General features: G+C 44.4%; 13 protein-coding genes. 2 read left to right on the top strand and 11 right to left on the bottom strand.

All coding sequences use genetic code 11. The features are described 5' to 3' along the window. Nucleotides 1-161: 161 nt before the first annotated feature. The 8 genes from sucD to sdhC all read right to left on the bottom strand — a co-directional run bounded on the left by sucD (nt 162) and on the right by sdhC (nt 10,085). Nucleotides 162-1,034, bottom strand: a complete 873-nt coding sequence (sucD, locus tag ABD036_RS11720) for a succinate--CoA ligase subunit alpha (protein WP_343860113.1) — start codon at nt 1,032-1,034, stop codon at nt 162-164. Next, a complete protein-coding gene (gene sucC, locus ABD036_RS11715) occupies nt 1,031-2,200 on the bottom strand; it encodes an ADP-forming succinate--CoA ligase subunit beta (protein WP_343860111.1) in 1,170 nt (389 codons plus the stop codon). The genes sucD and sucC overlap by 4 nt, the downstream gene beginning before the upstream one ends. Nucleotides 2,201-2,354: 154 nt before the next feature. After that, nucleotides 2,355-3,857, bottom strand: coding sequence for a 2-oxoglutarate dehydrogenase complex dihydrolipoyllysine-residue succinyltransferase (gene odhB, locus ABD036_RS11710; protein WP_343860109.1), 1,503 nt, complete (start codon nt 3,855-3,857; stop codon nt 2,355-2,357). Nucleotides 3,858-3,869: 12 nt separating this feature from the next. Further along, the gene (gene sucA / locus ABD036_RS11705; protein WP_343860107.1) at nt 3,870-6,692 is read right to left on the bottom strand and encodes a 2-oxoglutarate dehydrogenase E1 component; all 2,823 of its coding nucleotides are present in this window, start codon (nt 6,690-6,692) and stop codon (nt 3,870-3,872) included. Between the two features lie 182 nt (nt 6,693-6,874). Next, nucleotides 6,875-7,585: a succinate dehydrogenase iron-sulfur subunit gene (locus tag ABD036_RS11700; protein WP_343860105.1), complete on the bottom strand. Its 711-nt coding sequence runs from the start codon at nt 7,583-7,585 to the stop codon at nt 6,875-6,877. A gap of 14 nt (nt 7,586-7,599) precedes the next feature. Further along, nucleotides 7,600-9,369 (bottom strand): succinate dehydrogenase flavoprotein subunit, encoded by a 1,770-nt coding sequence (gene sdhA, locus ABD036_RS11695; RefSeq protein ID WP_343860103.1) that lies wholly within the window; start codon nt 9,367-9,369, stop codon nt 7,600-7,602. Continuing rightward, entirely contained in the window at nt 9,370-9,717 is a 348-nt protein-coding gene (sdhD, locus tag ABD036_RS11690) for a succinate dehydrogenase, hydrophobic membrane anchor protein (protein ID WP_343860101.1), read from the bottom strand. Next, nucleotides 9,711-10,085 (bottom strand): succinate dehydrogenase, cytochrome b556 subunit, encoded by a 375-nt coding sequence (sdhC, locus tag ABD036_RS11685; RefSeq protein ID WP_343860099.1) that lies wholly within the window; start codon nt 10,083-10,085, stop codon nt 9,711-9,713. Before sdhC ends, sdhD begins: the two co-directional genes overlap by 7 nt. Nucleotides 10,086-10,491: 406 nt before the next feature. Between sdhC and gltA the strand changes: the two genes are divergently transcribed. Further along, complete coding sequence (gene gltA, locus ABD036_RS11680; RefSeq protein WP_343860097.1) at nt 10,492-11,772, top strand: citrate synthase; 1,281 nt, start codon at nt 10,492-10,494, stop codon at nt 11,770-11,772. A 64-nt stretch (nt 11,773-11,836) separates the two neighbouring features. Next, nucleotides 11,837-12,259, top strand: a complete 423-nt coding sequence (locus ABD036_RS11675; RefSeq protein WP_343860095.1) for a DUF3429 domain-containing protein — start codon at nt 11,837-11,839, stop codon at nt 12,257-12,259. 85 nt (nt 12,260-12,344) lie between these two features. Here ABD036_RS11675 and ABD036_RS11670 read toward each other — a convergent pair whose 3' ends face one another. The 3 genes from ABD036_RS11670 to lhgO all read right to left on the bottom strand — a co-directional run bounded on the left by ABD036_RS11670 (nt 12,345) and on the right by lhgO (nt 16,552). Then, nucleotides 12,345-13,793 (bottom strand): phosphohexomutase domain-containing protein, encoded by a 1,449-nt coding sequence (locus ABD036_RS11670; RefSeq protein WP_343860093.1) that lies wholly within the window; start codon nt 13,791-13,793, stop codon nt 12,345-12,347. Nucleotides 13,794-13,804: 11 nt separating this feature from the next. Further along, complete coding sequence (locus ABD036_RS11665) at nt 13,805-15,223, bottom strand: mannose-1-phosphate guanylyltransferase/mannose-6-phosphate isomerase (protein WP_343860091.1); 1,419 nt, start codon at nt 15,221-15,223, stop codon at nt 13,805-13,807. Nucleotides 15,224-15,343: 120 nt separating this feature from the next. Next, on the bottom strand, nt 15,344-16,552 hold the full coding sequence (gene lhgO, locus ABD036_RS11660) for an L-2-hydroxyglutarate oxidase (RefSeq protein WP_343860089.1): 1,209 nt from the start codon (nt 16,550-16,552) through the stop codon (nt 15,344-15,346). Between the last annotated feature and the right edge of the window lie 52 nt (nt 16,553-16,604).

The following is a 16,604-nucleotide window of genomic DNA, read 5'->3' as shown; positions in this document are numbered from 1 at the left end:
TTCTTATTCAGAGTCCAGGTTACTTAGCTTTATCTTCATGATTTGTTACTGGAAAGTCTTGCTTTTGTTATGGCTAATAAGAGGATACAGCTAACCCAAAGCCTAAACTGCAGACATAAAAAAACCCGCTATAAAGCGGGTTTTTGCATAATGTCGTGCAATTACCAGCCGGTAATTTCACGTAAGCCTTTGCCAATTTCAGCCAAAGAACGCACGGTTTTAACACCGGCCGCTTCTAGCGCTTTGAATTTGTCGTCAGCTGTACCTTTACCGCCAGCGATAATTGCACCGGCATGTCCCATGCGCTTACCTTCTGGTGCAGTAACACCAGCAATATAAGACACAACAGGTTTAGTTACGTTATGCTTGATAAATTCCGCCGCTTCTTCTTCTGCTGTTCCACCAATTTCACCGATCATCACAATCGCTTCAGTTGCTGGATCTTTCTCAAACAGCGCCAAGATATCGATAAAGTTTGAACCTGGGATAGGATCACCACCGATACCAACACACGTAGACTGACCGAAGCCTTCGTCTGTGGTTTGCTTAACTGCTTCATACGTTAGCGTACCAGAGCGAGATACGATACCTACTTTACCTGCTTTGTGAATGTGACCAGGCATGATACCAATTTTGCACTCATCTGGCGTGATCACGCCAGGGCAGTTGGGACCAATCATGCGCACACCTTTTTGATCGATATACTCTTTTACGTAAAGCATATCAATAGTAGGAATACCTTCGGTAATACAGACGATCAACTCGATGCCTGCATCGGCAGCTTCAATGATTGAATCTTTACAGAAAGGTGCTGGGACATAAATAACAGAAGCCGTAGCGCCCGTTCCTTCAACCGCTTCACGAACCGTGTTAAATACCGGCAAACCAAGGTGAGTTGTGCCACCTTTTCCAGGTGTTACACCACCAACCATTTGCGTACCGTATTCGATCGCTTGTTCTGAGTGGAAAGTACCCTGACCACCAGTGAAACCTTGGCAAATTACCTTAGTATTTTTGTCAATTAGTACACTCATGCTGCACCTCCAGCGGCGGCAACCACTTTCTGAGCACCGTCAGTTAGGCTAGTTGCGGCAATAATATTTAAATCACACTCTTCAAGAGTCTTAATACCTAGCTCTGCGTTGTTACCTTCAAGGCGCACAACAACAGGTACATTTACACCCACTTCTTCTACCGCGCCAATGATACCTTCGGCAATCATATCGCAACGCACAATGCCGCCGAAAATATTGACGAAAACAGCTTGTACGTTAGCGTCTGAAAGAATGATTTTGAATGCTTCTGTAACACGCTCTTTAGTTGCACCACCACCAACATCAAGGAAGTTAGCTGGGTTACCACCGTGTAATTTAACAATGTCCATCGTACCCATTGCTAAACCAGCACCGTTAACCATACAGCCGATGTTGCCATCTAATGCTACATAGTTAAGTTCCCACTTGGCCGCTTGAGCTTCACGAGCATCTTCTTGAGACGGATCATGCATGTCTTGCAATTTAGGCTGGCGATACATAGCGTTGCTGTCGATTGCAACTTTAGCATCTAGACAGTGAAGGTTGCCGTCTGCTTTAATAACCAAAGGGTTAACTTCAATTAGAGCAACGTCTAACTCTTCAAACATTTTCGCCAAACCCATGAAAATGGTGGAAAACTGTCTAATTTGAACGCCTTTCAAACCTAATTTAAAGGCAATTTCACGCGCTTGGTAAGGCTGTGCACCAACCAAAGGATCCACTTCAGCTTTCAGGATTTTTTCTGGCGTTTCTTCAGCTACTTTCTCAATCTCGACACCACCTTCAGTGGATGCCATGAATACAATTCGACGAGAAGCGCGATCAACGACTGCACCTAAGTACAATTCCTGATCGATGTCAGTACAAGATTCTACCAAAATGCGGCTAACAGGCTGACCATTCTCATCTGTTTGATAGGTCACCAAGTTTTTACCTAACCACTTTTGTGCAAATTGTTTAATTTCGTCTTTGGTTTTAACCAATTTCACACCGCCGGCTTTACCGCGTCCGCCTGCGTGTACTTGGCATTTAACAACCCATTCGCTGCCGCCAATTCGATCTGCAGCTTCAACTGCTGCGTGAGGAGTATCTGCAGCAAAACCCTCAGAAACCGGTAAGCCGTACTCTTTGAATAACTGCTTACCTTGATATTCATGCAAATTCATGGTGTTTCTATCCGTTTTAATTAAGATAAAAGCCGCGTGATACGCAGCTTGATTTAAGGTGCCCGTATTATAGGATAAATACGAGCGATCCGATAGATGATAACGACGTTATCATCTATCTATTTTGTGAAAACCCAACTGATAAATCAGTATGTTACACGTCTAGAAGTAAACGAGTCGGATCTTCAAGCATTTCTTTGACTGTCACAAGGAATCCGACAGACTCCTTGCCATCAATGATACGGTGATCATAAGACATTGCTAAATACATCATCGGTAAAATTTCCACTTTACCATTCACTGCCATTGGGCGGTCTTGGATCTTATGCATACCCAATATCGCACTTTGCGGTGGATTGATAATAGGCGTAGACATCAAAGAGCCAAACACACCACCGTTGGTGATCGTGAAGTTGCCACCTTGCATCTCTTCCATTGACAATTTACCGTCGCGACCTTTAAGCGCTAAGGATTTGATGCCACTTTCAATGCCAGCCATGCCTAATGCATCACAATCACGTAAAACAGGCGTAACTAATCCACGAGGTGTAGATACAGCAATCGAAATATCAAAATAATTATGATAAACGATGTCGTCACCATCAATCGACGCATTCACTTCAGGGAAGCGTTTTAATGCTTCAGTAACCGCTTTAACGTAGAAAGACATAAAGCCCAAACGAATGCCATGGCGCTTCTCAAAACTTTCTTGGTATTGCTTGCGCAAATCCATGATTGGTTTCATGTTTATTTCATTGAATGTCGTCAACATTGCAGTTGAATTTTTAGCTTCCAACAGTCGATTCGCAATGGTTTTACGCAGACGTGTCATTGGTACACGTTTTTCAGTTCTTTCACCAGCAGGGACAACTGGCGCTTGCGTTGCTTTAGGCGCACTTGACGCTGGCGCACTGCCACCGCTCTTAAGATGTTTTTCCACATCTTCTTTGGTGATGCGACCGCCTTTACCGGAGCCTTTGACATTTGCTGCATCGACACCTTTTTCAGCCAACAAACGTCGTACTGAAGGACTCAATGCATCGTTATCATCGTTGCTTGCCTCAGGTTCAGCTTCAGCTTTTGTTGATTCACTCGGAGCTGAACCTGCAGCGCCTTCGGTGAAGTTGGCAATGATTTGTTCAGCGGTAACAGTGTCGCCCTCTTGAGCCAATATTTCGCTCAAAGAACCGTCTGCTGGTGCAACAACTTCAAGCACCACTTTATCCGTTTCGATATCAACAAGGTTTTGATCTCGAGACACGGCTTCACCTGGCTGAACATGCCAAGTTGCAATTGTTGCGTCTGCTACCGACTCTGGCAGCACAGGAACTTTTATTTCCACTGATTTACCCTTTGAACTTGAATTGGTTGTTTGACTTGCAGTTGGAGCCGCCTGACTTTTTCCAGCCGACGCGCCTGAGCCTTTTTCTAGTTTTGCAATCACTTGCTCGCCTAAAACCGTATCGCCTTCAGCATCGGATATTTCGGTAATTACTCCCTCTTCAGGAGACACGACTTCGAGCACGACTTTGTCGGTTTCAATGTCGACGAGATTTTGATCTCGTTCTACTTTGTCACCTACTTTAACGTGCCAAGTGGCGATCGATGCATCAGCTACTGATTCTGGTAGCACCGGTACTTTTATTTCTATTGTCATACTGGTTCCTAATTATAAAGTGAGTGCATCGTCAACCAGCGCTTTTTGCTGCTGATTGTGAATTGCATTATATCCAACCGCAGGTGACGCCGAAGCTGCCCTTCCTGCATAAGTCAATTTAGCGCCGTCTGGGATTGAAGACCAAAAATGGTGCTGACTACAATACCAAGCGCCCTGATTTTGTGGCTCTTCTTGACACCATACCCAATCTTTTACGTGCTTGTATTTGTTGACAACTGTTTCCGCCATTTCCGCATGCGGGAAGGGGTACAATTGTTCAATGCGCACGATGGCAACATCTGTTTGTTCGTTTTTGCGTCTTTGTTCAAGTAAGTCGTAATAGACTTTTCCTGAACACATCACCACCCGCTTCACATCTGCTGGTTTAATCTCATCAACTTCGTCGATGACATTATGGAAGATACCGTCGGTTAATTCATCCAAACTCGACACCGCCAAAGGATGACGCAACAGTGATTTAGGAGACATCACGATTAATGGCCGACGCATCGGACGAATAGCCTGACGTCTGAGCATATTAAAGACTTGCGCGGGCGTAGAAGGAACAACCACTTGCCAGTTGTGATCGGCGCACATCTGTAAGAAGCGTTCAAGTCTGGCAGAACTATGCTCTGGCCCCTGCCCTTCATAACCATGAGGTAATAGCATGGTTAAACCACACAACCGTCCCCATTTAGCTTCGCCAGAACTAAGGAACTGATCAATCACCACCTGAGCGCCATTGGCGAAGTCACCAAACTGTGCTTCCCAAATGGTTAGGGTACCTGGCTCCGCAGTTGCATAACCAAATTCAAACGCAACCACCGCAGCTTCTGACAGCACAGAATCATATATCTCCATGCGCCCTTGCTCTGAGTCGATGTGTTGCAGCGGCATATAGTCTTGACCATCGGCTTGACTATGAATAACCGCATGACGATGGAAAAAGGTACCACGTCCCGAATCTTGGCCGGTCATGCGAATGCCGGTGCCGCGGGAGACTATATCAGCGTAGGCAAGATTTTCAGCCATCCCCCAGTCGAGTAATTTTTCACCGGCAACCATGGCTTCGCGGTCGCCATACAATTTCTTGACTCGCGATTGCAATTGATGTGTTTCAGGGTAACTGGTTATTGCCTTACCTAATTCAATCAATCTTTCTTTACTGATGGTAGCGTCGTATTCGACATCCCAATCGTGACCTAAATACGGTGTCCAATCGACTGAATGTTCAGTCATTGGTCGCCACTCTTCAACCACACATGCGCCATGATCTAAAGCGGCGCGATATTCACTGATCAGTTTCTCTACTTCATGCTCTTCAATGACGCCTTCGGCAATCAATTGCTGTGCGTAGATTAAACGAGGAACAGGATGTTTTTTAATTTTTTGGTACATCAATGGCTGAGTAGCATTGGGCTCATCAGCTTCGTTATGACCGTGTCGGCGATAACAAACAAGGTCGATCACCACATCACGTTTGAAGGTATTACGATAATCTAGCGCTAATTTAGTAACAAACAATACCGCTTCAGGATCATCCGAATTCACATGAAAAATCGGCGCCTGTACCATTTTAGCGATATCAGTACAGTATTGGGTAGAACGCGTGTCTTCTATTTTAGAGGTCGTAAAACCAACTTGGTTGTTGATAACGATACGCACTGTGCCGCCAACCTGAAAACCACGAGTCTGCGACATGTTAAAGGTTTCTTGTACGACACCTTGACCCGCAATCGCCGAATCACCGTGAATGGTAATTGGCAGTACCGCTGAACCGTCCTGACAATTGCGACGATCTAATCGCGCTCTAACAGACCCCATCACCACAGGATTAACGATCTCTAGGTGAGATGGGTTAAATGCCAGCGCAAGATGCAGATTACCACCTGGCGTGGCGAAATCTGACGAGTAACCGGCGTGATATTTCACGTCGCCAGCGCCTAGACTCTCGTCATGTTTGCCAGAAAACTCATCAAATAAAACCGACGGGTTTTTACCAAGTACGTTTACCAATACATTCAAGCGACCACGGTGAGCCATGCCCACTACCACTTCTTTGGCACCTTGAGCGCCGGCATGACTAATCAGTCCTTTAAGCATGGGGACTAATGAATCACCACCTTCTAATGAAAAGCGTTTGGCGCCGGGAAACTTGGCCCCTAGATACTTCTCCATGCCATCGGCAGCAATAAGACCTTTAAGAATACTGACTTTCTCATCACGACTAATTTGTGGTTTGGCTTCTACCGATTCAATACGTTGTTGCAACCAACGTTTTTGCTCAGTATCGGTAATATGCATATATTCCGAACCAATCGAACCACAATAGGTACGATTTAATGACGCAAATAAGTCTTTCAGCGTCATTGATTCTTCGCCAATCGCATACGAACCAACATTAAAGCGGGTATCGAAATCTTTTTCTGCCAAAGAGTGATGAGACAGTTCAAGATCTCTCACACGTTCTTGCTTCCACAAATCGAGCGGATCAAGATTAGCGTGTTGATGACCTCGAAAACGATAAGCATTAATAAGTTGCAGCACTTTAACTTGCTTATCATCACCTACAGCAGCAGGCGCAGACTGACTAGCGCCAGCCCGGGCAGCAGGCCCAAGTGCGGCCATTGCTTTGAATTGTTCTCGGATTACAGAGTGATTGGTGTCTAGTTCAACACCCTCGACTTTAGGTAAATTATCGAAAATGCTACGCCATTGCTGCGAAACGCTATTTGCGTCTTCCAAATAGGCTTCATAGAGTTCTTCTATATAAGCAGCGTTGCCGCCAGCCATGTGGGATGAGTCCCACCATGCTTTCATCACGCTTTGTTGCATTATTGTCCCTTGTAAAAGTAAGGCTCACAACTGGATATCTGCCATTGACCAATATCCATAAATATTAGGGCTGTATAATTTAACCCTTTTGGTGCATTTTTTTAAGCAAAAAAGCCACCCTTGTTAGGATGGCTATTTAGACTCGAAATCAAATTAAATATTGCTTATTCAAGATGACTTTACTAAACAGCCCGCTGCAATAGCATAGACTTAATCTGACCGATTGCTTTGGTCGGGTTTAGTCCTTTCGGACAAACACTAACACAGTTCATTATACCGTGGCATCTGAACACACTAAACGCATCATCCAGATCGTTCAAGCGCTCATCGGTTGCTGTGTCGCGACTATCGATCAAAAAGCGATAGGCGTGCAACAATCCCGCAGGACCAATAAATTTGTCTGGGTTCCACCAGAATGAAGGGCATGATGTTGAACAACATGCACACAAGATACATTCATAAAGTCCGTCAAGCTTAGCGCGTTCTTCCGGTGATTGCAGAAATTCTCTTGCCGGCGGATGATTGTCGTCATTGATTAGGAACGGCTTTATCTTCTCGTATTGAGTATAAAACTGACTCATATCAACCACCAAATCACGTACTACCGGTAATCCTGGTAATGGACGAACTGTGATTTTACCCTTGCCAAGTGCAGACAAAGGGGTGATACACGCTAGGCCATTTTTACCGTTCATGTTCACGCCATCAGAACCACACACACCCTCTCGGCAAGAACGACGGAATGATAGCGTAGGATCGGTTTCCTTTAACGCGATAAGTGCATCAAGCACCATCATGTCTTGGCCCTCTTCCACTTCTAACTTGTATTCTTGCATTCTCGGCGCGTTATCAACGTCTGGGTTGTAACGATAAATAGAAAAAGTAAGTTGCATCGTCGTTACTCCAATTAGTAGGTTCTGGCTTTCGGTGCGAAAGCTTCACGCAATTTAGGCGTCATGTTTACATCACGCTTAATCATAGACTCTGAATCAGGCAAATAAACTGAGTGACATAACCAGTTGCTATCATCGCGATCAGGGAAATCGAAGCGACTGTGCGCACCACGACTTTCGGTTCTGAAGTTCGCAGCAACTGCAGTGCTATATGCCGTTTCCATCAAGTTATCTAATTCTAAACACTCAATTCGCTGAGTATTAAAATCACTACTCTTATCGTCTAAACGGGCATTTTGTAGACGTTGACGTATTTCTTTAAGCTCGGCCAAGCCCTCTGCCATCGCGTCCCCTTCTCTAAATACAGAGAAGTTTAACTGCATGCATTTTTGCAAATCTTTCTTGATTTGTACTGGGTCTTCGCCTTTACCTACTTCAGAGCTTTCCCAACGGTTGAAGCGCACTAAGGCTTGATCAATTTCAGTTTGGGTTGCATCTTTGGATTCGATTTGATCAATGGCTTTACCAAGGTGCAAACCAGTAGCGCGACCAAATACAACTAAATCTAACAGTGAGTTACCGCCTAAGCGGTTTGCGCCGTGAACCGACACGCAAGCGATCTCACCACAGGCAAATAATCCACCGATGGGTTTTTCTTTACCGTCTTTATCAATTCCTATTGCCTGTCCATCAACATTGGTTGGTATCCCACCCATCATATAGTGGCAAGTTGGAATAACAGGAATAGGTTCTTTAACCGGATCAACGTGTGCAAAGGTTCTGGATAACTCAAGGATACCGGGCAAGCGAGACTCAAGCACTTCTTTACCTAAGTGATCGAGTTTCAGTTTAATATGGGTGCCCCACGGACCTTCACATCCTCGACCTTCTCTGATCTCAGTCATCATCGAGCGTGCTACAACATCACGACCAGCTAAGTCTTTAGCATTAGGCGCGTAACGTTCCATGAAACGTTCACCGTCTTTATTTAACAGGTAACCGCCTTCACCACGACAACCTTCAGTTACCAAGGTTCCGGCTCCTGCAATACCAGTTGGGTGGAACTGCCACATTTCCATGTCTTGCACAGGCACACCTGCGCGCAACGCCATGCCTACGCCATCACCAGTGTTGATGTGAGCATTTGTGGTTGATGCGTAAATACGCCCAGCACCACCGGTGGCTAACACCACGGCTTTAGATTTGAAATAAACGACCTCACCCGACTCAATGTCAATTGCGGTGCAACCTACAACATCACCATCGGCATTTTTGACCAAATCAAGTGCATACCACTCGCTAAACACTTTGGTTTTATTTTTTACATTTTGTTGATAAAGCAAATGCAGCAATGCGTGACCTGTACGGTCAGCGGCAGCGGCTGTTCTGGCACCTTGCTCGCCACCAAAGTTTTGCGATTGACCACCAAATGGGCGTTGATAGATTTTGCCATTTTCAAAGCGTGAAAAAGGTAACCCCATGTTCTCCATTTCGATAATGGCTTCAGGACCTGTTTTACACATATATTCAATCGCGTCTTGGTCACCGATATAATCGGAGCCTTTGACCGTGTCATACATATGCCATTCCCAATTATCTTCATGGGCATTACCCAGGGCCACTGTAATTCCACCTTGAGCGGAAACAGTATGTGAGCGGGTTGGAAACACTTTAGACAGTAGTGCGCAGGATTTTCCGGACTCGGAAATTTGCAACGCGGCGCGCATACCTGCACCACCTGCACCTACAACAACTGCGTCGAACTCATGAACTGGAATACTCACTTAAACACCCCACAAAACAAATAAACCAACTGCAACGTATACGAAAGCAATTATATTAAGAATATATTGCAACGTTGCGCGTAATGCTGCTGCTTTGACATAATCTGTCAAAACTTGCCAGAGACCGATGCGTACATGAAACATGATGGCAACCAGGGTCGCGAGCGTGAAAACTTTCATGAACATACCAGAGAATAAGTCTCTCCAAACAGCAAATGTCACTTCAGGCGTAACAATAAAAAAATATGTCATGTAAGCAGAAAATAGCGTGATGATTAACGCTGTTGCGCGAAGGGTGACATAGTCTTGTACCCCATCACGTTTTAAACTAGCTTGGTTTGTTACCATAATACGATCCCCACTACCACTGTTAGTACTAACCACAAAACGATGGTCGCTACTGCGCTATTGTTCCCAGAGTTAATTTCTTCCCAATGTCCGAAGTCCATCACTACATGACGAAGTCCGCCAAGTATGTGATAAGTCAGCGCTGAAATTGTGCCTATGGCGACAAACTTGCCAAAGGGTCCAGCCATGACTTCTTGCACATGATTGAAGCCCTCCAAAGAATTAACTGAAACAGCCCATGCCCAGATCACAAACATCAGAGCAAAGAACATCGCCACACCCGTAACACGGTGTAAAATAGAGACGATAGCTGAAGGTGGAAAACTTATAGTATTGAGTTGCAGGTTTACTGGTCTTTGTTTTTTCACTTTATGAGCCTGTATTATCGTAGGGATTATACTTTTGGTGTTTTAAAGTTGTTCACTTTAACCTTTTTATAATGAATACGCAGTCAAGCGATTTTGGTTCAATTGTTAATGGCCTGTAAAGCATCTATTAAACCTTTAACAACTAAGCAATTTTTATTCATTTCACGCGTCAAAGTATATCCAGCGTTTTGATTAATTACAATTTTTGTTCTTTATTAACAAAGGATAAATCGTTGTTTTCATTTTTAACGTATACTGAACGTCCATAATCAGAATATATATTAAGCATTCATGCATTAAAATTGACTTGAATGGACTTTATCAGTACAAATAGCGACACTTTTTTTCGTCGTCGTTAATTTATTTTTACTTAACGACTAAAGATTTAGTCTGAGGAGAACATCTTATGGCAGAGCAGAAAGCCATTTTAAAAGTAGGTGATAAAGAAATAGAGCTTCCGATCCTATCGGGAACTGCTGGACATGATGTAATAGATGTTCGCGCTTTAGGCGCCAGTGGGTATTTCACTTTTGATCCTGGTTTTATGGCTACTGGTTCATGCGAGTCGTCAATTACCTTTATCGATGGAGCGAAAGGAATACTGTTGCACCGTGGCTATTCAATTGAAGAGCTAGCCCGCGATGCAGATTACATTGAAGTGTGCTACATGCTGTTGCATGACAAGACACCGACTTCTGAAGAATATGCAGACTTTAAAAACACCATAACCCACCATACATTGGTGCATGACCAAGTGACTAATTTCTTCCGCGGTTTCAGACGCGACGCTCACCCAATGGCGATGCTTTGTGGCACAGTCGGTGCGCTTGCCAGTTTTTACCATGATGATCTAGACATAGTTGATCCAGAACAGCGTCTTAGAAGTGCGTATCGACTGGTTGCAAAAATGCCTACGCTTGTCGCCATGTGCTACAAGTACAGTATTGGTCAACCGTTTGTGTACCCCAAAAATAGCCTTTCTTATGCTGAAAACTTCCTTAACATGATGTTTTCTGTTCCGGCAGAAGACTATGTCATCAGTCCAGCTGTAGCCAGAGCTATGGATCGCATATTCACTTTGCATGCCGATCATGAGCAAAACGCATCGACATCAACGGTCAGATTAGCTGGCTCTTCCGGTGCTAACCCATACGCATGTATTGCTGCTGGTGTGGCCTCTCTGTGGGGACCTGCTCACGGTGGCGCTAATGAAGCATGCTTAAATATGCTCCAAGAAATTGGCTCAGTGGATCGAATTCCAGAATTTATCGCTCGTGCTAAAGATAAGAATGACTCATTCAGATTGATGGGCTTTGGTCACCGTGTTTATAAAAACTTTGACCCGCGCGCTACGGTAATGCGTGAGAGTTGTCATGAAGTACTTGAAGAGTTAAACATCGATGATCCATTGTTAAACGTAGCGATGGAGTTAGAGAAGATTGCGCTTAGCGACCCCTACTTCGCTGAGAAAAAACTATTCCCGAATGTTGATTTTTATTCAGGCATTATTCTTAAAGCAATCGGTATTCCGACGAATATGTTTACCTGTATCTTCGCACTAGCAAGAACCGTTGGTTGGATTTCTCACTGGCATGAAATGCTTAGTCAGAAAGGACAGAAGATTGGTCGTCCTCGACAGTTGTATACCGGTGAGGTACAACGCAAATATAACCCAATCAAAAAATAGACTTTTTCTAGTCTAAAAAATAGCGCCTATTGGCGCTATTTTTATTTCGCTTTAGGACAATTCAATGCTTAATTACCATAGCCGAATACTAGGATACGCAGGGTTAATACCCTTTATTGCTTTACCGTTTTATATACTGTGGGGAAACGTTTCTTACTTCGAAGGGATTTCTTACTTCACGCAATACTCCGCCATTATTCTTTCTTTTCTTGGTGGCATTTTATGGCATGAAGGGATCAGCCAGAACAAACCGGTCAAACAGCTTTATTGGTCGATGCTGCCCAGTCTGATAGGTTGGCTGTGCTTAATTATCGTGCCGCCTTTTGCAGCATTAATTGTGCTGAGCATTGCATTTTTATTGATACTGGTATTTGAGCTGCGCACGTTGGACAGTCCTAGCTGGTATATTTCATTGCGGGTACGACTGACTGCGGTCACTATTGGTGGCCATTTAATGATGATTTGGTTGGTATTGCAAAATCGCTAAGTTGCTTTTATGTTATGAGCTGGCAGCGCAATCATGAAATGCTCATGATCCGCTGCCTCAAAGACAATGCATAAAATAGCGGATATTAAGCGCGAATAATGGCCAATAGTTCAGCGGTTTTTTGTTGCATCAAGGCAATGTCTGCACGTGATTCAACATTTAATCGTATTACCGGTTCGGTATTCGATTTGCGCAAATTAAATCGCCAATTTTCAAACTCAAATCCCACACCATCAGTGTCATCTATAACAATCGCGTCGGACTTGTATGTATCAATCACTCGCTGCAATGCCGCATCGGCATCCTTTAACAGACTGTTTATCTCACCAGAGGATGGAAAAGCAGCAATGCGTGCTTTCACCAATTCAGACAGTGGTTGTCCTGATGTGCATAATAACTCTGCCACTAACAACCAAGGGATCATACCGGAATCACAGTAAGCAAAGTCTCTGAAATAGTGATGTGCACTCATCTCGCCACCGTAGACCGCGTCATCAGAGCGCATTCGCTCCTTGATAAAAGCATGTCCCGTTTTACTTTTTATCGGAGTACCGCCAGCCTGTTTAACAATATCTTCGGTGTTCCAATACACTCTGGGGTCATAAATTATTTTGTTATGACTGTCTTTGTCCAAGAACGCTTTGGCTAAGAGGCCAACAATGTAATAACCCTCAACAAAATCACCCTGCTCATCAAACAAAAAACAGCGATCAAAATCACCGTCCCATGCAATCCCCATATCGGCGTTATTATCAATCACGACTTTTGCCGTATCAGCGCGACTCTCTGGTAATAATGGATTAGGGATCCCGTTGGGGAAATCACCATCGGGTTGATGATGCACTTTGATAAATTCAATTGGCGCACCTAGTGCATTAAGTTTATTTTCAATCGCGTCTAACGCTTTTCCTGCTGCACCATTGCCCGCATTGACTACCAACTTAAGCGGTTTTAATTTTCCAACATCAATGTAAGTTAACATGTGTGCTACGTAGTCTGGCATGCAACTTTGCTGTTGATACTGTTGAGAACTCTTTAGCTTTTCGATGACAACACTGCCGCGGCCTTGCAAAAACGCCTCGTCAGTTGCTCGCTCATGTGAGTAATGTTGTAAGCGATTATCTACGTCTTGTTGGTCATATTGTTCAGCAATTTCTTTAATTGCAAACAACCCTGTATCGCCACTGATGGGTTTGGAGTCGGCTTTCACCAGTTTCATGCCGTTGTAATCAATTGGGTTGTGGCTGGCAGTAACCTCTATCCCACCGTCTACACCTAAATGTTTAGTCGCGAAATAAATCTCTTCGGTACCGGTCATACCTAAATCAGTCACAGTAGCGCCGCCGTCAATTAGGCCTGCACACAGTGCTAATTTTAACGGCTGGGAGGTGTGTCTCACATCCCCACCGACAACCACGGTTTTCGCTGACAAATACTGGGCAAACGCGCGACCGATTCGGTAGGCAACGTTCTCGTCGAGTTGCTCAAGTAAGCGCCCTCGAATATCGTAAGCCTTAAAACAACTTATCTTCATGCTTAGCCTCTTTAACCTTCTGTTCGTCCATAACGATCCGAGAAGCGCACAATATCGTCTTCCCCTAAATAACTGCCTGATTGGACCTCAATAAGCTCTAATGGCACCTTGCCTGGGTTCTCGAGAGCATGAATTACGCCAATCGGAATATAGGTTGATTCATTTTCAGTGACTAAAAAGGTTTCTTCACCGTTGGTGACTTTGGCAGTACCTGAAACCACTATCCAGTGCTCAGCACGATGATGATGCATTTGTACCGATAACTTCTCCCCCGGATTCACGGTGATGCGTTTTACTTGAAAGCGCTCTCCGTTATCGATGGAATCGTAACTTCCCCAAGGTCTGAATACTTCACGGTGAAATTCAAATTCAGGACGGTTCTGCGCTTTGAGTTCATTCACAATGGTTTTGATGTCTTGCACTTTATGGCGATTCGCCACCAAAATGGCATCTTTAGTTTCTACCACGACCACATCATCTAGACCAACCACAGCAATCAATCGCTGCTCGGCGTTGATATAGCTGTTGTTGACATTGCACAGCATCACATCACCTACGGTTGCGTTACCCTTCTTGTCTTTATTCTCAGCTGTTTCCCACAACGATGACCAACTACCGACATCGTTCCAGCCAGCATCAAGCGGCACCATGGCAGCGTCTTGGGTTTTTTCCATGACGGCATAATCCACCGAATCATCTGGACAACTGGCAAAGATTTCAGCGTCAATACGAACAAAATCTAAATCATGTGACTCAGCTGAAATCGCCTGCTTGCAAACCGACAAAATGTCCGGTGCAAACTTTTCCAGCTCTTCAAGGTAGCGGCTGGCTTTAAACATGAACATGCCGCTATTCCAAAAGTAGTCACCGTTATCGACATATTTTTTGGCTGTCGCCAAATCGGGTTTTTCAACAAATTGCGACACCGAAAAACCAGTTTCAGCTTGGTCTAATTGTTCACCTTTTCGAATATAGCCATAGCCAGTATGGGGGCTATCTGGCACTATGCCAAAGGTCACTAGTTTGCCTTGCTCCGCAAGCTCTTGTGCGTGTCCAATGGCTTTGTGAAACGCAGATGAGTCTTTGATAAGGTGATCTGCTGCTAGCACCAATAATACCGGATCTTCACCGCCTAATTGCGCGTGCAATGCCGCCAATGCAATCGCAGGGGCCGTATTGCGGCCAACTGGCTCGAGCAAAATGCCGCCATTTTGACGTTCTTGCTGGCGCAGCTGCTCAGCCACCAAAAAACGATGAGCTTCGTTACAAATGACTATGGCAGGTTCCATATCTAAACCATCCAAACGGCTGATGGTATTTTGCAACATGGTTTGCTCATTGGTTAATGCCAAAAACTGCTTAGGTAAAGCGGCGCGTGATTTTGGCCAAAGTCGACTGCCAGAGCCACCGGCCATAATTACTGGTTTCATTTTGCTGTTCCTTTTTGCCCCGAATTAAAAGACGCGGCTTCCTGTTAAATCAATGTGCGCATGCTATAAAAGCTATCCCCAGTAATCAACTAATAGATGCATAAAATCCCTCTAATGCAGCTAATTCTGTGTATTAAGTTGATTTTCAATGCGATTGACAATCTCTGATGCGATCGGTATCGCAGAGGTTGCGGCAGGAGAAGGTGCATTACACACGTGCAAACTGGTGTTGGTTTGGATAAATTTAAAATCATGAATGAGCGCGCCATCTTTGGCAACGGCCTGAGCACGAATTCCACTGCGGTATGGCAACAATTCGTGGTATTTGATCTGCGGACAATATTTGTGCACTTGTTTTAGATATTCTCGTTTTGACAGCGAACTTTTAAGCTCACCCCAGACACTGCTTTTATGACGATTGAGTAAACGCCAGAAACCGGGGAAAGTAAACGAAGCGGCCATATCGGTAAGGTTAAAATCGAATTTGTGGTAACCTTCTCTGGCAGCGGCCAGCACGGCGTTGGGGCCAACTGTCACTGACCCATCAATCATTTTAGTCAGGTGAACCCCTAGAAACGGCAAGCTGGGATCCGGTACAGGGTATATAAGATGATCAATAATTTGATTATACTTGGCAGGCAGTTGAAAGTACTCGCCCTTAAATGGCACTATCCTAAAATCCAGCTCAAGGTCGAACATGGTAGCGATGCGATCGGTCATGACACCGGTACAGTTAATAACAAATCCTGAATTAATCCGCGCATGGTGACTTAGTAAGTCGCAGCTAGTTTGTAACTGCTCGACCTTAATCAGTGGAAAATTGAATGTTACATCCCCACCAAGTTGCAAGAATTCATTGAGCATTACAGTCGTCAGTGTTTGGTAGTCCACAATTCCTGTTTGGGCAATGAAAATGGCTTCTTCACCTAATGTATTGGGCGACTTTTTCAATAACATCGACTTGCTTAGCAAAGTTGGACTCAAGTCATTTTGTTCACACCTTTGATAAAGGTCATGTAATCTTTTACGCTCCAACGAATTAGTGGCTACTATCAACTTGCCACACTGTTGAAATGGAATCGCGTGCTGTCGACAAAAAGCAATCGTATCTTTAAGACCTTGTTGACAAAACCTCGCTTTAAGACTGCCAGGTTGATAATAAACTCCGGCGTGGATAACTCCTGAATTTCGCCCTGTTTGGTGCATAGCGGGCGACGTTTCTTTTTCTAGGATCATCACAGAAAGTGACGGAAAACGCCGTTTTATCTCACAAGCAGTGGCCACACCCACTATGCCAGCGCCGATTACAGTTACATCGTATTTATCCATTCCAACAATTTAGTAAACAGTCATTATCATTATGTTTCTATCTTGATATACT

It is taken from the genome of Aliiglaciecola litoralis (genome assembly GCF_039523355.1).
GTDB lineage: Bacteria > Pseudomonadota > Gammaproteobacteria > Enterobacterales > Alteromonadaceae > Aliiglaciecola > Aliiglaciecola litoralis.
The sequence above is the reverse complement of the archived record's forward strand: the minus strand, read 5'-3'. Positions and strand labels throughout refer to the sequence as shown.